The 21,669-nt window shown below is 69.1% G+C and carries 22 protein-coding genes, 1 tRNA gene and 3 pseudogenes; 25 read left to right on the plus strand and 1 reads right to left on the minus strand.

Annotated features, from left to right (window positions below):
- Nucleotides 1-6: 6 nt before the first annotated feature.
- The 20 genes and pseudogenes from GBA65_RS23025 to holA form a co-directional block, all read left to right on the plus strand.
- Nucleotides 7-2,049 (plus strand): annotated as a pseudogene (locus GBA65_RS23025) (valine--tRNA ligase); the annotation flags it as partial.
- Nucleotides 2,050-2,341: 292 nt separating this feature from the next.
- Nucleotides 2,342-2,557, plus strand: coding sequence for a hypothetical protein (locus GBA65_RS26345; RefSeq protein ID WP_407691086.1), 216 nt, complete (start codon nucleotides 2,342-2,344; stop codon nucleotides 2,555-2,557).
- Between the two features lie 7 nt (nucleotides 2,558-2,564).
- Nucleotides 2,565-3,752, plus strand: a complete 1,188-nt coding sequence (locus GBA65_RS10135; protein WP_166396459.1) for a bifunctional folylpolyglutamate synthase/dihydrofolate synthase — start codon at nucleotides 2,565-2,567, stop codon at nucleotides 3,750-3,752.
- 150 nt (nucleotides 3,753-3,902) lie between these two features.
- A complete protein-coding gene (locus GBA65_RS10140; RefSeq protein WP_166396460.1) occupies nucleotides 3,903-4,388 on the plus strand; it encodes a double zinc ribbon domain-containing protein in 486 nt (161 codons plus the stop codon).
- A 24-nt stretch (nucleotides 4,389-4,412) separates the two neighbouring features.
- On the plus strand, nucleotides 4,413-4,820 hold the full coding sequence (ndk, locus tag GBA65_RS10145) for a nucleoside-diphosphate kinase (protein ID WP_166396461.1): 408 nt from the start codon (nucleotides 4,413-4,415) through the stop codon (nucleotides 4,818-4,820).
- Between the two features lie 6 nt (nucleotides 4,821-4,826).
- Nucleotides 4,827-5,408 carry a Maf family protein gene (locus tag GBA65_RS10150; RefSeq protein ID WP_166396462.1) on the plus strand — a complete coding sequence of 194 codons (582 nt, stop codon included), beginning with the start codon at nucleotides 4,827-4,829 and terminating at the stop codon, nucleotides 5,406-5,408.
- An 86-nt stretch (nucleotides 5,409-5,494) separates the two neighbouring features.
- Nucleotides 5,495-6,176 (plus strand): annotated as a pseudogene (gene radC, locus GBA65_RS25825) (RadC family protein).
- 45 nt (nucleotides 6,177-6,221) lie between these two features.
- On the plus strand, nucleotides 6,222-7,244 hold the full coding sequence (locus GBA65_RS10160; protein WP_166398448.1) for a rod shape-determining protein: 1,023 nt from the start codon (nucleotides 6,222-6,224) through the stop codon (nucleotides 7,242-7,244).
- 22 nt (nucleotides 7,245-7,266) lie between these two features.
- A complete protein-coding gene (mreC, locus tag GBA65_RS10165; RefSeq protein ID WP_166396463.1) occupies nucleotides 7,267-8,145 on the plus strand; it encodes a rod shape-determining protein MreC in 879 nt (292 codons plus the stop codon).
- Nucleotides 8,139-8,651, plus strand: a complete 513-nt coding sequence (mreD, locus tag GBA65_RS10170; protein ID WP_166396464.1) for a rod shape-determining protein MreD — start codon at nucleotides 8,139-8,141, stop codon at nucleotides 8,649-8,651. The genes mreC and mreD overlap by 7 nt, the downstream gene beginning before the upstream one ends.
- Nucleotides 8,648-9,799 carry a rod shape-determining protein RodA gene (gene rodA / locus GBA65_RS10175; protein WP_166396465.1) on the plus strand — a complete coding sequence of 384 codons (1,152 nt, stop codon included), beginning with the start codon at nucleotides 8,648-8,650 and terminating at the stop codon, nucleotides 9,797-9,799. The genes mreD and rodA overlap by 4 nt, the downstream gene beginning before the upstream one ends.
- A 117-nt stretch (nucleotides 9,800-9,916) precedes the next feature.
- Nucleotides 9,917-10,207, plus strand: coding sequence for a 50S ribosomal protein L21 (rplU, locus tag GBA65_RS10180; RefSeq protein WP_166396466.1), 291 nt, complete (start codon nucleotides 9,917-9,919; stop codon nucleotides 10,205-10,207).
- A 2-nt stretch (nucleotides 10,208-10,209) separates the two neighbouring features.
- Entirely contained in the window at nucleotides 10,210-10,491 is a 282-nt protein-coding gene (gene rpmA / locus GBA65_RS10185) for a 50S ribosomal protein L27 (protein WP_166396467.1), read from the plus strand.
- 31 nt (nucleotides 10,492-10,522) lie between these two features.
- On the plus strand, nucleotides 10,523-11,767 hold the full coding sequence (obgE, locus tag GBA65_RS10190) for a GTPase ObgE (protein ID WP_166396468.1): 1,245 nt from the start codon (nucleotides 10,523-10,525) through the stop codon (nucleotides 11,765-11,767).
- 8 nt (nucleotides 11,768-11,775) lie between these two features.
- Nucleotides 11,776-12,426: a nicotinate-nucleotide adenylyltransferase gene (gene nadD, locus GBA65_RS10195; protein ID WP_166396469.1), complete on the plus strand. Its 651-nt coding sequence runs from the start codon at nucleotides 11,776-11,778 to the stop codon at nucleotides 12,424-12,426.
- A complete protein-coding gene (gene rsfS, locus GBA65_RS10200; RefSeq protein ID WP_166396470.1) occupies nucleotides 12,423-12,827 on the plus strand; it encodes a ribosome silencing factor in 405 nt (134 codons plus the stop codon). Before nadD ends, rsfS begins: the two co-directional genes overlap by 4 nt.
- Before the next feature lie 64 nt (nucleotides 12,828-12,891).
- A tRNA-Ala gene (locus GBA65_RS10205) sits at nucleotides 12,892-12,964 on the plus strand.
- Nucleotides 12,965-13,271: 307 nt separating this feature from the next.
- Nucleotides 13,272-13,589 carry a ComEA family DNA-binding protein gene (locus GBA65_RS10210; protein WP_207956296.1) on the plus strand — a complete coding sequence of 106 codons (318 nt, stop codon included), beginning with the start codon at nucleotides 13,272-13,274 and terminating at the stop codon, nucleotides 13,587-13,589.
- The gene (locus GBA65_RS10215; RefSeq protein ID WP_166396472.1) at nucleotides 13,576-15,192 is read left to right on the plus strand and encodes a ComEC/Rec2 family competence protein; all 1,617 of its coding nucleotides are present in this window, start codon (nucleotides 13,576-13,578) and stop codon (nucleotides 15,190-15,192) included. Before GBA65_RS10210 ends, GBA65_RS10215 begins: the two co-directional genes overlap by 14 nt.
- A gap of 9 nt (nucleotides 15,193-15,201) precedes the next feature.
- A complete protein-coding gene (gene holA, locus GBA65_RS10220; RefSeq protein WP_166396473.1) occupies nucleotides 15,202-16,119 on the plus strand; it encodes a DNA polymerase III subunit delta in 918 nt (305 codons plus the stop codon).
- 103 nt (nucleotides 16,120-16,222) lie between these two features.
- Here the strand turns inward: holA and rpsT are convergent, their stop codons facing one another.
- Nucleotides 16,223-16,486: a 30S ribosomal protein S20 gene (rpsT, locus tag GBA65_RS10225; protein ID WP_166396474.1), complete on the minus strand. Its 264-nt coding sequence runs from the start codon at nucleotides 16,484-16,486 to the stop codon at nucleotides 16,223-16,225.
- Between the two features lie 87 nt (nucleotides 16,487-16,573).
- On the opposite strand from rpsT, the gene lepA reads away from it, so the two are divergent.
- From lepA to GBA65_RS10255, 5 genes and pseudogenes are all read left to right on the plus strand, one after another.
- A complete protein-coding gene (lepA, locus tag GBA65_RS10230) occupies nucleotides 16,574-18,352 on the plus strand; it encodes a translation elongation factor 4 (RefSeq protein ID WP_166396475.1) in 1,779 nt (592 codons plus the stop codon).
- Nucleotides 18,353-18,427: 75 nt separating this feature from the next.
- Nucleotides 18,428-19,443: pseudogene (gene hrcA / locus GBA65_RS10235) on the plus strand (heat-inducible transcriptional repressor HrcA).
- 12 nt (nucleotides 19,444-19,455) lie between these two features.
- Nucleotides 19,456-20,574: a molecular chaperone DnaJ gene (dnaJ, locus tag GBA65_RS10245; RefSeq protein WP_166396477.1), complete on the plus strand. Its 1,119-nt coding sequence runs from the start codon at nucleotides 19,456-19,458 to the stop codon at nucleotides 20,572-20,574.
- Nucleotides 20,575-20,590: 16 nt separating this feature from the next.
- Entirely contained in the window at nucleotides 20,591-21,322 is a 732-nt protein-coding gene (locus GBA65_RS10250) for an RsmE family RNA methyltransferase (protein WP_166396478.1), read from the plus strand.
- The gene (locus GBA65_RS10255; RefSeq protein ID WP_166396479.1) at nucleotides 21,319-21,663 is read left to right on the plus strand and encodes an HIT domain-containing protein; all 345 of its coding nucleotides are present in this window, start codon (nucleotides 21,319-21,321) and stop codon (nucleotides 21,661-21,663) included. The genes GBA65_RS10250 and GBA65_RS10255 overlap by 4 nt, the downstream gene beginning before the upstream one ends.
- The last annotated feature ends 6 nt before the right edge of the window (nucleotides 21,664-21,669 follow it).

Consider the following 21,669-nt stretch of genomic DNA (forward strand, 5'->3'; position numbering starts at 1 on the left):
GGTCAGTTGAACCAGGCGGAGATCCCCAAGACCTACGACCCGAAGGCCGTCGAGGGCCGCATCTACGAGGAGTGGGAGCGCTCCGGCGCCTTCGACGCCGAGCCGAACCCCGAGAAGGAGCCGTACTGCGTCGTCCTGCCCCCGCCGAACGTGACGGGGGCGCTCCACATGGGCCACGCCCTGAACGGCGCGATCCAGGACACCCTGATCCGCCGGGCCCGCATGAAGGGCTACGAGGCCCTCTGGCTCCCCGGCGTCGACCACGCCTCCATCGCGCTCCAGAACGTCGTCGAGCGCAAGCTCGTGCGGGAGGAGGGCAAGACCCGCTGGGACGTCGGCAGGGAGCGGTTCCTGGAGCTCTGCCAGGAGTTCGCCCAGGAGTCGCGCTCCCAGATTCTCGGCCAGATGAAGCGGCTCGGGGCCTCCGCCGACTGGCGGCGCCTCCGGTACACGATGGACGAGGGCTACCAGGACGCCGTCGCGGAGGCGTTCGTCGAACTGTACGACGCCGGGCTTCTTTACAAGGGAGCGCGCATCACCAACTGGTGCCCGCGCGACCGAAGCGCCATCAGCGACCTCGAGGTCAACTACGAGGAGGTGGCGGGCAAGCTCTACGGGGTGCGCTACCCCTTCGTCGACGGCGGGGGCCCCGGTCCCGACGGCAACGACTACGTCCAGGTCTTCACGACGCGGCCGGAGACGCTGCTCGGCGATGTGGCGCTCGTCGCCAACCCGGACGACGATCGGTACAAGGGCCTCTTCGGACGTAGGGTGATGGTGCCGTTCGTGGGGCGCGAGGTCGAGGTGCTCTCGGACTCCTACGTAGACCCGGCGTTCGGGACAGGTGTGCTGAAGGTGACGCCCGCGCACGACCCGAACGACTTCGAGATCGGGGAGCGCCACGGGCTCGAGCCCGTGAACGTCCTCAACCCGGACGGCACGATCAACGAGAACGGCGGGCCTTTCGAGGGGATGACACGCGAGGACGCGCGGGTGGAGATCGCGCGCCGCCTCGACGCCGAGGGGCTGCTCGGGGAGGTCAAGCAGCACACCCACCGCGTCGGGCACTGCGACCGCTGCGGGGCCGTCATCGAGCCCTGGCTCTCGGAGCAGTGGTGGATCTCGATGAGGGAGCTCGCCGAACCCGCCATCCGGGCGCTCCGTGAAGGGAAGATCACGGTCTACCCCGACTCGTGGCGGCGGGAGACCGTGCGGTGGCTGGAGAACCTGCAGGACTGGAACGTGAGCCGCCAGCTCTGGTGGGGCCACAGGATACCCGTGTGGTACGGCCCCGGCGGCGAGGTCGTCGCGGCGAAGGAGTCGCCGGGCGAGGGCTGGGAGCAGGACCCGGACATCCTGGACACGTGGTTCAGCAGCGGGCTGTGGCCTTTCGCGACGCTCGGGTGGCCCGTGGAGACGGAGGACCTCGGGTACTTCTACCCGACGGCGCTCCTCTCTACGGCGCGGGAGATCATGTACCTGTGGGTGGCGCGCATGATCATGACGGGTCTGCGCTTCCGCGGGGACGTGCCGTTCGAGAAGATCAACGTCCACTCCATCGTGCTCGCCGAGGACGGGACGAAGATGAGCAAGTCGAAGGGGAACACCATCAACCCCCTCGAGCTCTTCGACGAGTATGGCACGGACGCGGTCCGCTTCGGGCTCCTCTACCAGTCCTCGACGCAGGACTTCGCCTACTCTTACGAGCGGGCGAACATGGGGCGCTCCTTCGTCACGAAGCTGTGGAACGTGACGCGTTTCGTCGCCGGGTACGAGGCTAAGGACGCAGCGGGGGAAGCTTCGGCGTCGGACCGTTGGATCCTCCACTCCTTCAACGAGACGGTGCGCGAATACGACCGCTTCCTGGAGGAGTGTGAGTTCTCCGAGGCGATGCGCCTCGTCTACGACTTCGCCTGGCACCGTTTCGCGGACTGGTACGTCGAGATAGCGAAGGCCGCGCCCTCCGCCGAGACCCCACGCATACTTCGGGAGGTCCTCGGCGGGATCCTGCGCCTCCTCCACCCCGTCATGCCGTTCGCGACGGAGGAGATGAACCGGGTCCTGGGGGGCGAGGAGATGCTCGTGAGGGCACGGTTCCCCGCTTCGATCCCTCGCTGGAGGACCCTGCGGCGGCCCGCCACATCGACCTCACGCGCGCCGCGATCACGGCCGTGCGCTCCTTCCGGTCCGAGGGCAAGGTGGAGGGCGAGCTTACGGGGCTCGCCCCGAGGGCATCGACGAGCGGGTGTTCTCCGCGCTGGCGGGCGTCAGGCTCGTCGACGAGGTCGACGGCTCGGAGCGCAGGGCGGCGCTCGCGGCCGGCGAGGGCGTCGTCGAGATCGTGCTCTCCGAAGAGCTCCGTCTCGGGGAGATCACGCGCCTGGAGAAGGAGATCAAGCGGGTCGAGGGCGAGGTCAAGCGCGCGGAGGGCAAGCTCTCGAACGCGAGGTTCGTCGACAAGGCTCCCGCCCCGGTGGTCGAGGCCGAGCGGGAGAAGCTTCGCTCGAACGGGAGGCTGCTCGAGACGCTCCGCTCGCGCCTGGACGACTACCTCTAAGCCAGGCGTGAGACCGGCCGCTCCCACGGCATACGAGGCGGTCTGCGAAGAGCTCGACCGCCGCCGCCGCATCGCCCTGGGCTTCGAGCGCATCGAGGCCCTGATCTCCCTCCTCGGCGACCCGCACCGCGCCCTCCGCGTCGCGCAGGTGGTCGGCACGAACGGCAAGGGCACGACGGCCAGCGCTCTCGCGGCAGCGCTCGAAGCCGCGGGCCATCCCGCCGGCGCCTTCCTCTCGCCCCACGTCCTCTCCTACACGGAGCGCGTGATGGTCGGGGGCGTCCCCGTCTCCGAGGGGGAGTTCGCCTCCGCGATGGCCGGGGTCATGGAGGTCGCCGATTGCCACGGCGTCCCCGCGACGCAGTTCGAGATCCTCACCGCCGGCGCCCTCGAGATCTTCCGCGACCGCGGCCTCCGGTTCGCCGTCCTCGAGGCCGGGCTCGGGGCGCGACACGACGCGACGACCGCGGCGCCCGCCGAGGTCGTGGTCCTCACCAACGTCGGCCTCGACCACGCCGAATATCTGGGCGGCACGGTCGAGGAGATAGCCGCCGAGAAGCTGGCGAGCGTCCGCCCGGGCTCGACGCTCGTGCTCGGGACGGACGACGGGCGAGTGGTACGGCTGGCCCGGGAGACGTGCGAGCGAGTTGGGGCGAGCCTCGTGGAGCTTACGGACGACCGCGTGGGAGACTCCGCGACCGCCGATCTTCCGACGCACCTCGCACGAAACGCGCGGCTCGGCATGCGGGCCGCGGAGGTGCTGCTCGGGCGGCCCCTGGCGGAAGAGGAGCGAGGTCTGGCGGCGCGTGGGGCGCGGCTCCCGGCGCGCTTCGAGGAGTTCGAGGTCGGCGGGGCGCGGGTGGTGGTGGACGGGGGGCACAACCCGGAGGGGCTCGCGGCGACGCTCTCCGCGGTCCGGGCGCGGTTCGGCGGGCGGCGGCTTACGGTCGTCTTCGGCGCCTTGCAGGACAAGGACGTCGTGAGTATGCTCCGGGCCGTCGAGGAGCAGGCCGATGGACTGGTGCTGACCCGCCCCCGCGGCTCCGGCGGCCGGGCCGTCGGGCCGGAGGAGCTGGTGCGGAGGTACGATCCGAGGGATAGGGCGGGGGGGAGCGCCGCGGTCTTCGAGAGCCCCTCGGACGCTCTGGAGGCGGCCGTCGGGAGGCGGGCCGCGAAGACGGGGTGGTGTTGGTGACGGGCTCGCTGTATACGGCGGCGGGCGTGCTCGGCGTGTTGCGCGGGGAGGGATCTTGACTAGCGGGATCTGGAAGCTGCTCGGGCTGCTGGCGGTCGTCGCGGTGGTCTCGTTCGTGCTCGGGTTCTTCGTGGTGTCGAGGTTCGTGGGGTGAGCGCGGTCCTGTTGCAGACGGACGGGGACCCGTTCCAGGTCGTAAACGACTTTCTGGGCAGCCCGCTCTTGACGCTCGGGCTGCGCCTCGTCGCGCTGTTCTTCGCGATCCTGTGGCTCGCGCTCGTCTACTGGACCTTCACCGACGCCGACCGGCGCGGGGCGATGCGCTGGTACTGGGGGGCCGTCGCGCTCATCTTCCCGTTTATAGGGACCTTGATCTACGTTATAGTGCGTCCTCCCGAGTACGTGGCGGAATCCCGGGAGCGCGAGCTGGAGCTCGCGGTCCTGGAGCGGGAGCTCAAGCATCGGGTCAACCTGTGTCCCAACTGCGGTTCCGTGGTGGAGAGCGATTATCTGCTCTGCCCCGAGTGCAACTGGGACCTGAAGAGGCCCTGCGAGAACTGCTCGCGGCCGCTGCAACTCGAGTGGGCCACCTGCCCGTACTGCGCGACGGCGCAGAAAAAGAAAGTCGACTGGTAGAGACGGAAGAAGGAGCGTAGAACCATGGAACAGACCCTCGTGCTCGTGAAGGGCGACGGCGTCCGGCGGCGTTTGATAGGCGAGATCGTGAGGCGCATAGAGGCGAAGGGCCTCGACATACGCGCGATGCAGCTTATGGACGTGAGCCGCGAGCTCGCGGAGGAGCACTACGCCGAGCACCGCGAGAAGCCCTTCTTCGGCGAGCTCGTGGACTTCATCACCTCGACGCCCGTCGTCGCGATGAGGATCGAGGGCGAGGGCGCCATAGCGGTCGTCCGTCGCCTCATGGGCTCGACGAACCCGGCCGAGGCGCCCCCCGGCACCATCCGCGGCGACCTGGCCCTGAGCCTCCCCGACAACCTCGTGCACGGCTCCGACTCGCCGGAGAGCGCCCAGAGGGAGCTCGGCCTCTTCTTCGGCGGCAAGATCTAGGGCTCCGTGCAGTTCGTCCTCGCCTCGGAGTCCGCCCGCCGCGTCGACCTGTTGCGCATGGTCGGCTACGACTTCGTCGGGCGTAAGAGCGGCTTCCCGGAGGTCTCCCTCTCCGACCCCGCCGAGACGGCCGTGCAGAACGCCAGGGGCAAGGCGCTCGCGGTCGCGGAGGGGCCGGGCGCCTCCGCCGGCACCGTGGTGCTCGCCGCCGACACGGTGGTCTACGTGCCGGGCTCGGGCGAGGTCCTGGGCCAGGCGAAGAGCGAGGGCGACGTGCGGCGCATGCTCGGCCTCCTCGAAGGGCGCGAGCACGAGGTCTACTCGGGGGTGGCGGTCGTCGGCGGCGATGGGGACGGCGTCTCCGTCGAGAGCGTCAGGACCCGCGTGCGCATGCGCGGGCTCTCCGAGCCCGAGCTTCTGGCCTACGCGAGGCTCGGGGAGGGGGTGGGGAAGGCCGGCGGATACGCCATACAGGGCACGGCGGCGCTCTTCGTGGAGGGGATCGAGGGCGACTACACCAACGTCGTCGGGCTCCCGCTCTCCACGACGAGCCGCATGCTGGAGGAGCACGGGGTACGCTGGTACTAGTTCATCCCGACCGGAGGACGCGGTCCCGGGCCGGCCGTCGTATCCTTGTTCCGAGCCGTGGGTCAGCGTAGCGGGAGAGGCCGAGGGTGGGGCGCAGGTACACGATAAAGGACCTCCCGCCGGAGCTCAGGCCCCGCGAACGCCTCCTCGAGGCCGGTCCGGCCGCCCTCTCCGACGGGGAGCTGCTGGGCCTCCTGTTCGGGATCGGCAGCCGCGAGAAGACCGCCGTCGAGCTCGCGAACGAGGTCATAGGCGAGGCCGGGGGCCTGCACGGGCTCTACGACGTCTCCGTCCACGAGCTCACCAAGGTCAACGGAATAGGCGAGGCAAAGGCCTGCATAATACTGGCCGCGGTGGAGTTGGGGAGGCGCATCGGGCAGGTTCGCAACCCGGGAAAACCCGTGATATCATCGCCGGCGGACGTGGACAGGCTACTGAGGGGGCGCATAGCCAACCTCGACCGGGAGAACTTCGTTGCCGTGCTGCTCAACACCAAAAACGAGGTCATCGGGACCCCGTTGATCAGCGTCGGTACGCTCTCCCAGGCGCTCGTCCATCCCGGGAGGTCTTCAAGCCGGCCATCCGGGCGAGTGCGGCGGGCGTGATCCTGGCGCACAACCACCCCAGCGGCAAGACGGAGGCCAGCCCGGAGGACCGTGAGGTCACGAAGAGGCTTGTGGGGCCGCCGAGATTCTGGGGATCGAGGTCCTCGACCACGTGATCGTGGGCGACGGGCACTTTAGCATGAAAGAACACGGGATGCTTTGAAGCGGTTCGGGGCTTCCTGCCTGAACGGATGGGGATAGGGGAATGTTGGGATTGTTCGGAAGGGATGTGGCGATAGACCTCGGCACGGCGAACACGCTGGTGTTCGTGAAGGGGCAGGGGATCGTGCTGTCGGAGCCTTCGGTGGTGGCCATCGACAACAAGACGGATAAGGTGGTCGCCGTCGGGAGCGCCGCCAAGAGAATGCTCGGCCGCACGCCGGGCAACATCGTTGCCATGCGTCCCTTGAAGGACGGGGTGATCGCGGACTTCGAGGTGACGGAGAAGATGCTCGCCTACTTTATCCGCAAGACCCAGCCTAGGCGCCGGCTCTTCCGCTCGCTCGTCGGGCCGCGCGTCGTGGTCTGCGTCCCCTCCGGCGTGACCGGGGTCGAGCTTAGGGCGGTGAAGGAGGCGACGGAGTCGGCCGGGGCGCGCCAGGCCTTCACCATCGAGGAGCCCCTGGCGGCGGCCATCGGGGCGGGGCTGCCCGTCAACGAGGCCCAGGGCTCTATGATCGTGGACATCGGCGGCGGGACGAGCGAGGTCGCGGTCATATCCTTGGGCGGCATCGTGACCAAATCCTCCATCCGCATCGCCGGCGACGACATAGACGACGCCATCGGCACGTACATCCAGAAGGAGTACAAGCTGGCGATAGGGACGCAGACGGCGGAGCAGCTTAAGATCGAGCTCGGCAGCGCGTTCCCGCTCGCCGAGGAGGAGTCGGCGGAGATCCGGGGGAGGGACCTGGTGACCGGGCTGCCCAAGACCATCGCCATCACCAGCGAGGAGATCCGGGAGGCGATCAGCGTCCCCGTCGAGGCGATCGTAGCGGCGGTCCGCGACACCCTGGACCGCACGCCCCCCGAGCTCGCGTCGGACATCATGGACCGCGGCATGATCCTCGCCGGCGGCGGGGCCATGCTCAGGCACCTCGACGAGCGGCTGCGCCGCGAGACCGGCATCCCCGTGCACGTCTCCGACGACGCGCTGATGTGCGTCGCTATCGGTAGTGGCCGCTCCCTGGAGGAGCTCGAGTACTACCGCAGCGCGCTCTCCGCGGGCTAGCCCGCGGGTCTGGGGTCCCGTCATGGGTAGAAAAAAGTCCAGCGCCGCAAGCGGTCTCGCGGGCCTCGCCATCCTCTGCGTGGCGAGCCTCGTCCTGTTCACGATCTACCTCAAGGAGGACGAGCAGACGGGGCCGCTGCACACGGTGCAGCTCGGGGCCGCCGAGGTGCTCAGGCCGGTCAGGGGGCTGTTCTCGTTTGTCGGGTCGCCGGTGGCGTCCGCGCGCGACTCCATGGGGAGCGCGTTCAACGCCCGCGAGGAGGAGGCGCTCCAGCGCCGGGCCCTGGAGAACGAGGAGGAGGCGGCCGAGGCGGCTCGCCTGAGGCAGGAGAACCAGCGGCTGCGCGAGCTCCTCGAGGCCGAGCAGCCCTCGTTCGAGTACGCGCCGCTCGCCCACGTGGTCGCGCCGGTCGGGGGCCAGCTCACCAAGCGCATCCAGATCAACGTCGGGAGCGAGGATGGGGTGAGGCAGGAGCAGCCGGTCGTCGTCGGGGAGAACGTCCTCGTCGGGCGCACGACGAAGATGGTCACGCCGCACACCGCCGAGGTCATCCTCGTCACCAGCCAGGACTTCGCGGCCGGGGTCCGGATGGTGCCGCCCGACGCCCCCGAGGAGCCGCCGGAGGGCGAGGCTCCTTACGGGCAGGGGATGCTCAAGACCGGCTGGGAGGGCTACCTCGGCGTGGACTACGTGGACCTGAACGCCAGGGTGGAGAAGGGCGACTTCGTGGTGACGAGCGGCCGGAGCGAGGACAGGCTGTCCATCTACCCGCCGGGGCTCCTCGTGGGGACCGTCGAGTCCGTAAGCTCGCAGGACATAAACCAGTTCCAGAACATCACCGTCACCCCCGCAGTGCGCCCCAGCGACCTGCAGGAGGTGCGGGTGATCACGGGTTGGTAGGTGGCGCCTCCATCGTCCGGGCGGCGGTCCTCGTCGGGGTCGCGGCGGTCCTCGAAGCGGCGCTCTCGCCGCTCTTGACCTTCGGCTGGGTGGGGCCGAGGTTCGCGATCATAGGCATCCTGGTCGCGACGAGCGGCCAGCGCGACCTGCAGGCGCTCCTCCTGGGGTTCTTCGGGGGCATCCTCACGGACGCCCTCGCGGCCGGCACCGGCATCTTCGGGGTCGGCGCCCTCGGCGGGCTCGCGGCGGCGGCGATCTCCATGCGCGCCTCGGGCCGCAAGGGCGACTCGAGGGCTATTCTCGCGCTGTGCACGGTGGTCGCGGTGGCCGTCTACGACCTCGTCGGCCTCGTCGCGCTCTCCCTCGCGGGCGCGGGCGGGCCGTCGTTTCTGGCTTACGCCTTCGGCGGTATACTGCCTGACGCCCTGCTCAACGGGGTGCTGGCGTACCTCGTGGGGGCGTGGCTGTTCAAGATCGTAACGAAGGATGGGGGCAAAGCGGCTTGACGAGCAGGAGCACGACGAACGGCATGGCGGGGCGCGGCCGTCCCGCCGAGGGCATCTTCGGGTGGCTCAGGGCGATGGACCCGATACTCCTCCTCACCTCGCTCGCGCTGACGGCCTTCGGGATGCTCGCCGTCTACGTCTCGGGGGCGACCCCGGAGGAGTCCTACGGCCTGGCGTTCAACCAGGGGCTCGGGTTCGTGGCGGGCCTGATCGGCGCGGTGCCGCTCGCGATCTACGACTACCGCAAGCTCCAGAAGTACCTGCCCTGGGTCTACGGGGCCGCCGTATTCATGCTCCTCGCCGTCACCATCACGGGCGACTCGGCCGGGGGCGCCCAGCGCTGGATCGACATCGGCCCCGTGCAGGTTCAGCCCTCGGAGTTCGCGAAGCTCCTGGTGGTCATAGCCCTCGCCGGCTACTTCGCCGAGAACCCGCCGAGCGAGACGAAGACGTTCCTGAAGTCGCTGGGCTTTCTGGGCGTGCCCGCGGCGCTGGTCTTCGCCCAGCCCGACCTCGGGACCGCGCTCGTCTTCGGGGCCGTGTTCTTTACGGTTTCGTTTATAGGGGGGGCGAAGCTCTACCAGCTCGGCCTGCTCGCGGCCTCCGGGTTGGTCGCGTTCGCGCTCGCCGTCAAGTTCCAGTTTCTGGAGGAGTACCAGATCGCGCGGCTCACCGCGTTTATGGACCCGACGGGCTCGACGGACGTCGGGTACCAGGTGCTGCAATCCAAGGACGCCATCGGCTCGGGCGGGCTCACCGGCAAGGGTCTCGACGCGACGACGCTCGCGAAGCTGGGGTTCCTGCCGGAGGACCACACGGACTTTATCTTTTCGAGCCTCGCCGAGAGGATCGGGTTCGTGGGCGGGGCGCTGCTGCTCGTCCTTTTCTTCGTCCTGATCTGGCGGATACTCCACGTCGCGACCGTCTCCAAGGATCGTTTCGGCGTCCTCATCGCGGTCGGCGTCGCCACGATCTTTCTGTTTCACGTCTTCGTCAACGTGGGCATGACGATGGGGATGATGCCCGTGACCGGCATCCCGCTGCCGTTCATAAGCTACGGCCGCAGTAGCCTGGTGGTAAGCGTGATCTCCCTCGGCCTGCTCCAGGGCATCGCGATGCGCTCGAAGGCCGAAGGCTACAAGGGGTAGCCCGGTGGGGGCACCCGACTGGTCGAAGGTACGGTCGGGGGTTATACTAGTCCGTCAGTACCGTGGCATTCCTTTTAGAAGTGCCCGTTCGAATGATAAAGCGTTCAGGAGCGTCTCATGTTTGCAGTCTTGAAGATCGGCGGGAAACAGTACAGGGCCGCCCGCGACGGGGAGCTGGTCGTCGACCGCCTCGCGGGCGAGGTCGGGGAGTCGGTGGAGCTGCCGGTCTCCTTCGTCGCGGACGGCGACGACTTCGATCTCTCCGGCCGCACGGCCAGGGTGGAGATCCTGGAGCACCTCAAGGGCGACAAGATCCACATCTACAAGTACAAGCCGAAGAAGACGTACCGCAAGAAGACCGGGCATCGTCAGGCCCGGACCCGCATAAAGGTTCTGGAGGTAAGCTAAGAATGGCACACAAGAAGGGCGGCGGCTCGTCGAGGAACGGCCGCGACACCGAGGGCAAGCGGCTGGGCATCAAGACCTACGGCGGCCAGACCGTGACCGCCGGCAGCATCATCGTCCGCCAGCGCGGCACGAAGGTCCACCCGGGCCTCAACGTCGGCAAGGGCTCCGACGACACCCTGTTCGCCAAGGTCTCGGGCCAGGTTGCCTTCAGCCGCACGCGCGGCAAGAGCGTGGCGAACGTGCTCGAGAACCCGGCCGCGGAAGTCGTAGGGGTAACGGCCTGAACGCCGAGCTCTTTGGGGGTCTGTAGCCCCGTTGCAGTTTGTAGATGAAGCCCGCTTCGTCGTCCGCGCCGGGCGCGGGGGCGACGGCAGCGTCTCGTTCAACCGCGAGAAGTACAAGCCCCGCGGCGGCCCGGACGGCGGCCGCGGGGGCGACGGCGGCTCGGTGATCTTCCGGGCCACCGAAGACCTCCAGACGCTCGAACAGTACGCGCACCGCAACCTCATAAGGGCCGACCGCGGCCGCCACGGCTCCGGCAACAACCGCGCCGGAGAGGGGGGCGGGGACGTGGTCGTCGAGGTCCCCGTGGGAACCTTGATCTACGACGAGCAGGGGCTCCTGGCCGATCTTGCGGACGCGGGCGAGGAGGTCGTCGTCGCGAAGGGCGGCCTGGGGGGCAGGGGCAACTCCTCCTTCGCCACCTCGACGAGGCGCGCCCCGGCCTTCAGGGAGAGGGGGCTGCCGGGGGAGGAGCGGGAGATCCGCCTGGAGCTCCGGGTCCTCTCCGACGTGGGTCTCGTGGGCCTGCCGAACGCGGGGAAGAGCTCGCTGCTCTCGGCGCTCAGCGCCGCCAGGCCGAAGGTGGGCGACTACCCGTTCACCACGCTGACCCCGGGGCTAGGCGTCGTGGACGACAAGACGTACCGCGAACCCTTCGTCGTCGCGGACATCCCGGGCCTTATCTCCGGCGCGAGCGAGGGCAGGGGCTTAGGCAACCGTTTCCTGCGCCACGTGGCCCGCGCCCGCCTGCTCGCGCTCGTCCTCGACGCGGCGGAAGACCCGGAGGGGGCGGAGGGCACGCTGCGGGCGGAGCTCTACGCGGCCGGTCTCGGCGACAGGCCCCTCATCACCGTTCTGAACAAGGTGGATACCCTCGACGAGGAGCTGCGGGATTATCTGCGGGACCAGTTCCCCAACGCCGTCCAGGTCTCGGCGCTCACGGGTGAGGGGGTGCCGGAGTTGCGGGACCTTTTGGAGAGGAGGCTGCGGGCGCTCAGCGAGCGGGAGATCGCGGTGGCCGCCGTGGCGCGCGAGCACCGGACCTTCCGGCCGACCTGGAGCGGGATGCGGGTCGAGAAGATGGGGGAGCACGCGTACGAGGTCTCCGGCGAGGAGATCGAGCGCCTCGCGCTCAGGACGGACTGGGAGAACCCCGAGGGGGTCGAGAACTTCCAGCGGGAGCTGGAGCGCAAGGGCGTCGTGGCGGCCCTGAGGCGCGCGGGCGCCGCGGCCGGAGACGAGGTACGCATCGGCGAAGTGGGGTTCGATTTCAGTTGAGCGGGCGGATGGGCATTTTCGGCGGCACCTTCGATCCCATACACCACGGGCACCTCGTGATCGCCGAGCAGGTCGCCGACGTGCTCGGGCTGGAGTGCGTGATCTTCGTCCCCGGCGGGGTGCCCCCGCACAAGGACTTCGCGAGCGTCAAGGCGCCCGTCGAGGACCGCTACGCGATGGTCGAGGCGGCGGTGAAGGGGAACGGGCGCTTCGTCGTGGACCGCGTCGAGGTGGACGCCGGGAGGGCGATGTACAGCGTGGAGACCGTGCCGCTCGTCAAGGAGCGCTACGAGGGTGAGGAGTGGTTCTTCGTGAGCGGGGCCGACGAGGTCTCGAACCTGCTCTCGTGGCGGGACCCGGACGGGTTTCTCGCGGAGGCCCGGATGGTCGCGGCCACGAGGCCCGGCTACGACATCTCGAACCTGGATCACCTCGCGGCCGAGTTGAAGAACTTCGATCGGATCGTCCCGGTGGAGTGCACGAGGGTCGACATCTCCGCGACGACCATAAGACAGATGGTGGCGGACGGGAAGAGCGTCCGGTACCTGGTGCCGGAGGCGGTACACGAGATCATCCACGACAGGGGGTTGTACGGTGCGGGAGACGGCGTGGCAGTGGACGCACGGGGGGAAAGCTTGAGCGAGGAGGACGCATCTTGAACCGCGAAGAGCCGGCGCGGCGTTCCGTGGACGACGTGGTGCGCGAGGGGCCGGAGATCACCCGGCACATGGCCGAGACGGCGGCCGGGGCAGCGGCCGGAATGTTCGGCCGCGACGTGACCATCATAGACCTCACGGAGCTCGTCTCCTACACCGACTACTTCGTCGTGACCAGCGCCGAGACCGACCGTCAGGTGCGCCGCATCGTCGAGGAGGTCATCGACAAGATGCGGGAGGAGGGCTACCGCCCGCGCTCACGCAACTACGACGAGGGCTCGGCCTGGATCAGCCTGGACTTTCTCGACGTGGTGGTTCACGTCTTCACCGACGAGGCGCGCGACTACTACCGCCTGGAGGCCCTCTGGAGGGCGGCACCGCAGGAGAAGTGGGAGGAAGAGTAAGGAGGCCAACGGCACGCGGCGCGTTGACACATCCGCGCCGGGTGCCTATACTCTTTGGGTCTTCGGGGCCGTAGCTCAGCTGGGAGAGCGCCGCGCTGGCAGCGCGGAGGTCAGGGGTTCGATCCCCCTCGGCTCCACATTCCGAGTGGTCATGCCTTCGTTTATTACCCTGCTGCCATTCCTCCCGGTTTAGGGAAGTCGGGCAGGATCATCCCTCGAGCATGACGCGGCCGGCGGGCCCGGCCCCTAACCTCTCCCCATGTACGTGAAGCGAGGGGGAGGAGGAAGCGGAGCCGGCGGCAGTCCTCGTATGTTCTAGGCTCGTACCGTCGCTCGCCGCCAACCCACACGGTGTTCGGAAATGAGTTCGAGACCGCAACTTCGACGAGCCGCGGGGGGTGGCTCCCGTCGGGCCGCCTCCGCCGGTACAAGCCCCAGGTCGTCGTGAGCGCCCTCGTGGTGATCGTGCTCTCCGGCGGCGCCTACTACTCGTCGCGGGCTTCGGAGGCGACGCCCAGGGTCGTTTACAGCACCTCGCTGGAGGAGGCGATCGTCGAGGCGCAGGCCCCGCTCCTCGTCGACGTGAACACCGCCGAGCCCGAGGACCTGGAGGAGTTGCCCGAGGTGGGGCCCTCGACCGCGCAGAGCATCGTGGAGTACAGGGAGGAGAACGGGTCCTTCCGGTCCCTCGACGAGCTCGAGGAGGTTCCGGGGATCGGTCCGAAGACGCTGGAGAAGATCAAGCCTTTTGCAGGCGTTTAGGACCTCGGAGAGCACCGGTACGCGGGGGCTACGCCTCGACCTGAGCCCGCCGGTGCGCCTGGATCTGTGGGCGCTGCTCCTTGCCCTCGGCGTCGCCTCCGGCACCCTCGCGCCGCCGCTCGGGGTGGCGCTCGTACTGGTCGGCGTCTCCGTCTCGGTCGCGGCGGTGGTCCGGCCCTCCGGTCTCGTGCCCCCGGGCTGGCGGGCGATGGCGATCCTGGGGTCGCTCTTCATCGCGGGCGGGGTTTGCATCGCGTTCCTCCACGCGTCTACCCCGGATCCCCTGCGCGAGCTGGCCGCGGTCATGCCGGGCGAGGTCGAGGTGGTGGGGCGCGTCTCCTCCCCGCCGGTGCCGACGAAGATCGGGTACCGGGCGGAGGTGCGCGTCGAGCACCTCTGGTACGAGGAGAAGGAGGTGTTGAGGGGCGGCGCGGTCGAGGTCTACTCCGCGGACATGCGGGTCGGGGTGGGCGACAGGGTGCGGTTCGCCGGGGAGATCGAGCGCCCGGAGGTGGGGGAGGACGGCTTCGATTACGGGCGGTACCTCCAGACGCGCCGCGTCTCCGGGATCGTGTACGCGGGCGGCGTGTGGCCCATGGACGAGGAGCGCGGCACCATCGGCCAGATGCACCGCGCGACCGACCTGGCGCTCGGACACGGGCTGAGACCGCGGGAGGCTTCGGTGGTGCGCGGCATGGTGCTCGGGGACCCGTCGAGGATACCGGAGGATCTGGAGGAGGCGTTCAGAAGGGCCGGGGTAATGCACGTCCTCGCCATCTCCGGCCAGCACGTCGCCGTTCTGGCGGCCATGATCTACCTCGTCCTCCGGCTCCTCGCGGTGCCGACCCTCCTCAGGAATCTGACCGTCCTCACCCTCGTCTGGCTGTACATCGTCGTCGCCGGGGCCCCGCCTTCGGCGATCCGGGCGGGTGTGGTCGCCACGTTCGTGCTCGCAGCACCCCTGCTGAAACGCCAACTCTCTCCGCTCCATTTCATGACCACGATGCTCGCGGCCGTGCTCTCCTGGAACCCCATGCTCGTTTACAACCCCGGCTTCCAGCTCTCCGTCGCCGCCGTCTTCGGCATCCTGCTCCTGAGAAAACCGCTGCAAGCCCTGGTTAAGAGGACGATCTTCCGCCGCGCGAAGAAGCCGCCCGAGCTCGTCTCGAACCTGCTGGCCGTCTCCCTCGCCGCCCAGATCGCCACGACGCCGATAATCGCGACGAGCTTCGGCGAGGTATCTGCGGTCGGTCTCCTGACGAACCTCGTTGCGGTGCCGCTCTCGGGCCCGATCCTCACCCTAGGGCTCCTCGGCGTCCTCGCGGGCAGCGCCTCCGCGACGCTGGCCCACCTCATCAACGCCCCGAACGGCTTTCTGGTTACCGTCCTCGCCTCCGTCGCCGAGGGTGGAGCGGCGCTGCCCGGCGCCGCCGTGCCGACGCCCGGTGCCTCGTTGCCCCTCGTCGCGCTCTTCTACCTCGGCTGCGCCTACGCGGCGATAGCGGGGGTCGTGCTGCCGGAGGAGCGGTGGCCGAGGGCGGCGGGGATCACGGTCGTTCTGTGCGTGCTCTGGGTCGTGTTGGTCGCCGTGCTGCCGGGTTAGAATCGATGCGTGGCCGTTTATCTGTTGCTCGGGGACGACGAGGAGCGCAAAGCCCGCGGGGTCGACAAGATCCGCAAGGGCCGGACGGTCGAGGCGTACGACGCCGCGGATTCGAGCCCCGAGGCGGTCGTCTCGGCCTGCAACTCGTACTCGCTCTTCGGGGAGGGCTCGGTCGTCCTCGTCCGGAACCTCGACGCCTGGAACGCCGCGCAGAAGGCCAAGATCGTGGACTACCTCGGGGACCCCTCGCCCGAGGCGGACCTCGTCCTGCTCGGCAAGAAGCTCGGCGCCCGCGAGAAGCTCCTCGCCGCCGCCAAGAAGATCGGCGAGGTACACAGCTTCGAGCAGCCGACCGGCAAGGCCCTCGCCCGGTGGGCGGTCGGCTACGCCAAGAAGGCGGAGCTCAAGCTCCCGGAGGACGTGGCCGCCGAGCTCGTCCTGCGCTGCTCCGACGACAAGACGCGCGTCTCGCGCGAGGTGGAGAAGCTCGCCCTCTACGCCGACGGGGAGGCGACGATGGGGGACGTCGAGGCGTTGTGTCCGCCGGACCTGCAGTCCAACATCTTCCAGTTCGTCGACGCCCTCGGGGCGGGGAAGGGGGGGCGCGCCCTGACTCTCCTCGAGGCGCTGCTCGGGACGGGGGAGCCGCCGCTGAGGATCGTGCACATGATCCGGCGCCAGTTCCGTCTCCTGGCGCGCGCGAAGGCCCTCTTCGAGGACGGCGCACCGCGCTCCGAGGTCGCGAGCGCGCTGAAGGTACCGCCGTTCGTCGCGCGCAAGCTGGAGGAGGGGGCCGGCAGGATGGGGGAGGAGGAGCTCGAACAGGCCCTGGCCCTGGTCTCCGACCTCGAGCGCGGCCTCAAGGGCGGCAGCGACCTCTCCGACAACCTGCAGGTCGAACTCACCGTGCTCGGCATGGCCCGCTAGCGCGGTCTACGACGTCCGGTAGCCTTTCGCGCAGGAGAGCAGAAGGGGCCGCCTCCCGTTGCTAGGGAGGCGGCCCCTTCTGGGCCCATCTGGCTCGGGAGCTCTAGGCGTCGGAGCCCTTGCCGGCCAGGGCCTTGTCGAGGCGGCTGGTCTTGCGGGAGGCCTTGTTGGGGTGGATTATCCCCTTCGAGGCGGCCTTGTCGTAGGCCTGCTGGGCGTCGTTCCTGAGCTCGGTGGCGCGCTCGGTGTCGCCGGCCTCGATGGCCTTGTAGAAGCTCTTGGAGATGTTGCGCAGGCGGGTGCGGACGGGCTTGTTCAGCTCGTGCGTCCGGGCGCTCTGCTTGTCGCGCTTGGAGGGTGCTGGCACCTTGGGGGTCCTCCCGTTTGTAATCGTCTTGAACCACGAGAATGTAACACATGTAGAACAAGAGGGCAATCATGGTAAACTCTTCGGGTGTCTACCCTAGAGAATATTCGCAACTTTTGCATTATCGCCCACATAGATCACGGTAAGAGCACGCTCGCCGACCGGCTCCTCGACGCGACGCATGCCGTCGCCGAGCGGGACCGGATGGACCAGATCCTCGACACGATGGACATCGAGCGGGAGCGGGGCATCACGATCAAGGCCCAGGCCGTGCGGGTCCTGTACCCGCGCGAGGACGGCGAGTACAACCTCAACCTCATCGACACCCCGGGCCACGTCGACTTCGCCTACGAGGTCTCGCGGGCGATCGCGGCGTGCGAGGGGGCGCTGCTCGTGGTCGACGCGAGCCAGGGCATACAGGCGCAGACGCTCGCCAACCTGTACCTCGCGATGGAGCACGACCTCGAGATCATCCCGATCCTCAACAAGATCGACCTGCCGATGGCCGACGTCCCCGCCGCGACGGAGGAGCTCGTCGAGCTTCTGGGCGTAGACCCCGACGACATCATCAAGATCTCGGCGAAGACCGGCCAGGGCGTCCCGGAGGTGCTCGACGCGATCGTGGACCGCGTCCCCCATCCCGAGACTACGGAAGAAGAGACGCGCGGCCTCGTCTTCGACTCCTACTACGACCCCTACCGGGGCGTCGTCTCGCTCGTGCGCCTCGTCGACGGCGAGCTGAAGAAGGGCGACGAGGTCAAGGCGATGCGCGCCGACGAGCGCTTCGAGCTTCTGGAGGTCGGGTGCTACTCGCCGAAGCCGACGGCGCTGCCCTCCTTGCGGGCGGGGGAGGTCGGGTACGTGATCGCCGGCCTGAAGGACATCGAGGCCCTGCGCGTCGGCGACACGGTCACGAGGGTCGCCCAGCCGGCGGAGAAGGCGCTGCCGGGCTACGCTCAGGCGCTCCCGACGGTCTTCAGCGGCCTCTACCCGACGGAGGGCGACGACTTCGAGCGCCTGCGCGACGCCCTCTCGAAGTTGCAGCTCAACGACGCCTCGCTCTTCTTCGAGCCGGAGAACTCCAAGATGGGGTTCGGCTTCCGGTGCGGCTTCCTGGGGCTCTTGCACATGGAGATCGTGCAGGAGAGGCTGGAGCGCGAGTTCGACCTCGACCTTATAGCCTCGTCGCCGAGCGCCCGGTACGAGGTCGTGATGGAGGACGAGGTCCGCATCGTGACGAACCCGAGCGACCTGCCGGAGGCCTACCTCGAGATCCGGGAGCCCGTGGTGCGGGCGACCCTGATCGGGCCGAAGGAGTACGTCGGTCAGGTGATGAGCCTCTGCCACGAGCGCAGGGGTGTGCAGGTCGGGATGGAGTACATCTCGTCGCGGCGGGTGCAGCTCACGTACGACCTGCCGCTCGCGGAGATCATCACGGACTTCTTCGACGCCCTGAAGAGCCGGACCAAGGGCTACGCCTCGTTCGACTACGACTTCAAGGGCTACGAGGTCTCCGATCTCGTCAAGGTCGAGGTGATCGTCTCCGGCGACATCGTGGACGCGCTCTCGATCATCGTCCACCGCGACAAGGCGTACTATCGGGGACGCGCGCTCGTGGAGAAGCTCAAGGAGCTCATCCCGCGCCAGCAGTTCGAGGTGCCGATCCAGGCGGCGATGGGCAAGCGCGTGATCGCGCGCGAGACCGTCCGCGCCTACCGCAAGGACGTCATCGCGAAGTGCTACGGCGGCGACATCACCCGTAAGCGCAAGCTCCTCGAGAAGCAGAAGGCGGGCAAGCGGCGCATGAAGCAGGTCGGCAGCGTCGAGATACCGCAGGAGGCCTTCCTCGCCGCGCTGAAGCTCTAGCCCCGCCGCCGCGGCGGGCCGCTTCCACCGCTCCAGCGAGATGTAGCAAACTGCCCCCGTGGTAGAATTTTCGCTATGGCCGTCTCCCCAAGGCAGCACGAAATCCTGACGAAGACGCTGGAGCTGTACATCCAGACGGGCACGCCCGTGGGCAGCGCCGCCCTCGCCGACAAGGTCGACGCGAGCGCCTCCACGATCCGGTCCGAGCTCGCGGCGCTGGAGGCCGAGGGGCTGCTCACGCACCCTCACACCTCGGCCGGGCGCGTCCCCACGGACGCGGGCTACCGCTACTACGTGGACGCGCTCATGGTCGAGGAGACGGGCTCGACGGGCCCGTCGTTCGAGGCGCCGGAGGGCGTCGGCAACGTGGACGAGCTCTTGCAGGGGGTCTCGGAGGGGATGAGCGAGGTGACGCGCCTCCTCGCGGTCGTCGCCGGGCCGAGCGCCCTGGGCGACGGGGTGGCGCGCGTGGACCACCTCCCGCTCAGGGAGGGGACGCACCTCGTGGTGGTCACGACCGAGAGCGGTCTCTCCTCCAGCACGACCATCCAGCTACCGCCGGACGTCCCGAACGAGGAGGTGCAGGGGATACTCCAGTCCCTCAACTCGTTTCTCGGGGGGTACTCCGCCGGGACTTATCAGCTCTCCTCGGCCCGGCGCTACCTGTCGGACTACAACCCGATGGCCGTGGGCGCGGTCTTGCAGGCGGTCGAGGTCCTGGGACGGGCGACGGAGCGGGGGCTGTTCATCCGGGGGCTTCGGCGCTCTTCGCCCGGCTCGACGACCTGGACCCGGCCAGTTTGGCAGCGGTGGTCGAGGTCTTCGAGCGGCGGCGCTGGCTCCTGAAGCTCGTCGGGGATTCCCTGAGGCGTTCGGTCTCCAGCAGCGGGGTCGTCGTTTCTATAGGGGCCGAGTCCGGCTTCTACAACCTCACGGGGACCAGCCTCGTCGCCGCGGCCTACAGCCGCCACGAGCGGCCCTTCGGCGTCGTCACCCTTATAGGGCCCAAGCGCATGGAGTACGGCGCCGCCATCTCCACCGTCCGTTCGGCGGCGGAGGCCCTGACCCAGCACCTCGACTCCAGGTTCTAAGGAGCAAAACCTTTGGCGAAGCGTGACTACTATGAGATCCTGGGCCTGCAACGCGAGGCCTCGGAGACGGAGATCAAAAAGTCCTACCGCAGGCTCGCCCGCGAGCACCACCCGGACGCGAACCCGGACGACGCCGGCGCCGAGGAGCGCTTCAAGGAGCTGACGGAGGCCTACGAGGTGCTCTCGAACCCGGAGTCGCGGAGGGCCTACGACACCTACGGCCACCAGGTGCCGCGCGGCGCCGGGGGGGCCGGGCCGGGCGGGGACCCCTTCGGCGGCTTCCAGGACATCTTCGACGCGTTCTTCGGGGACCGCTTCGGCGGCTCGTTCTTCGGCGGCGCACGAGCCCCCGCCCGAGGGGAGGACGTCGAGGCGGAGGTCGAGGTCTCCCTGCGGGAGGCCGCCTTCGGGACGGAGCGCGAGGTCAACGTCCAGGTCGTCAAGAACTGCGAGGTCTGCGACGGTGTCGGGGGGACGAAATCGCGCCAGTGCGAGACCTGCGGGGGCGTGGGGGCGGTGCGGACCGTCCGGGAGAGCATGCTCGGCCAGATGGTCAGCACGGGCGCCTGCCCGACCTGCTCGGGGCGCGGCAGGATCATCGAGGAGTCGTGCGAGAACTGCTACGGGAGCGGGCGCGTCTCGGAGGTCGTCACGCGCCGGGTCTCCGTGCCGGGCGGGATCGAGGGCGGGATGAGGATCCGGCACAGCGGCCAGGGCCACAAGGGCGAGCGCGGCGCGCCAGCGGGCGACCTGTACGTGAGGGTCAGGGTACAGGAGGACCCCGAGCTTATGCGCGACGGGGACGACCTGGTGCACAGGATGAGGGTCAACTTCGTCGATGCCTCCCTGGGCACGGAGGCCGAGGTCCCGACGCTCGACGGCAGGAAGAGCGTCAAGGTCGAGCCGGGGACGCAGCCCGGGGAGACGCTCACGCTCCGCGGCGAGGGGATGCCGCGTCTCAGGCGCCGCGGGCGCGGCGACCTCAAGGTCGTCGTGGACGTTATGGTGCCGACGCGCCTCAACCACGAGCAGCGCGACCTCCTCAGGCGCTTCGACGAGATCAGCGGCGCGGAGACCTACAACGGCGGCGGCGACTCGTTCTTCGACCGCCTGAGGGCCGTCTTCAGGTAGGCCGGGCGGTCTCCTCATGTCCGTACGCACCCGCGTCTTCTCCGACGTTCGCCTCTCCGCGGGCGACGGCCTGCGCCTCCCCGCCGAGGAGGCGCACCACCTCTTCAAAGTCCTCCGGGCACGCGCCGGGGAGACCATCGAGGTCGTGGACGGCGCGGGGAGGCTCTTCCTGGCGGAGCTCGGGGAGGGGCGGGAGGCCGTCGTGGTCGAGGAGGGCTCGGGTCCGGCCGACGAGGGCGCCGTCACGCTCTACCAGGCGGTCCCCAAGGGTCGGCACATGGACCTCGTCGTGGAGAAGGCGACGGAGCTCGGGGTGGGCGCTATCGTGCCGCTCTCGACGGAGCACGGCGTGGTGCGGCTCGACAGGAGCGACGGCAAGGTGGAGCGATGGCGGCGCGTGGCGCTGGCGGCGGCGCGTCAGTCGCGGCGGCTGCGGGTGCCGGAGGTCCGCGAGGCGGTCCCCTTCGCCGAGGCCGTCGAGGAGGTGGGCGCGGCCGGCGTGCTCCTGCACAACGGGCGGGATCTGCCGCCGCTGGAGTCCGCGGTAGGGGACGGCGCGGTGAGCCTCTTCGTCGGGCCGGAGGGCGGTTTCGGCGAGGGGGAGCTGGACCTCGCTGCGAAGAAGGGGGTCGGGCTCGCGTCGATTGGCCCGTTCAGGCTCCGGAGCGAGACCGCGGGGATGGTGGCGGTGGCGCGCGCCTGCGCGGCGCTGGGTAGCACGGCGAGGAACTTCGAGAGGAGACCATGAGCGACGACGGTTGCGTGTTCTGCAAGATCGTGAGGGGCGAGATGGAGGCGAAGGTCGTGAGGGACGAGGACGGGGTGCTCGCCTTCCACGACATAGACGGCCGGGCGCCGGTGCACGTGCTCGTCATCCCGAAGGAACACGTCTCCTCGCTCGCCGAGATCGGGCGCTTACCCGACGGGGTCGCCAAGCGCCTCTTCGAGGTCGCGCAGGAGGTCGCCGAGGAAGAGGGCGTGGCCGAGTCCGGTTACGCCTTCAGGATCAACAACGGCCCGGACGCAGGCCAGGAGGTCTTCCACCTCCACGCCCACGTCATGGGCGGCGAGAGGGTGAGGATGCCGTAATGGCTA

This window comes from Rubrobacter marinus (assembly GCF_011492965.1).
In the GTDB taxonomy this organism is placed as follows: Bacteria; Actinomycetota; Rubrobacteria; order Rubrobacterales; family Rubrobacteraceae; genus Rubrobacter_F; species Rubrobacter_F marinus.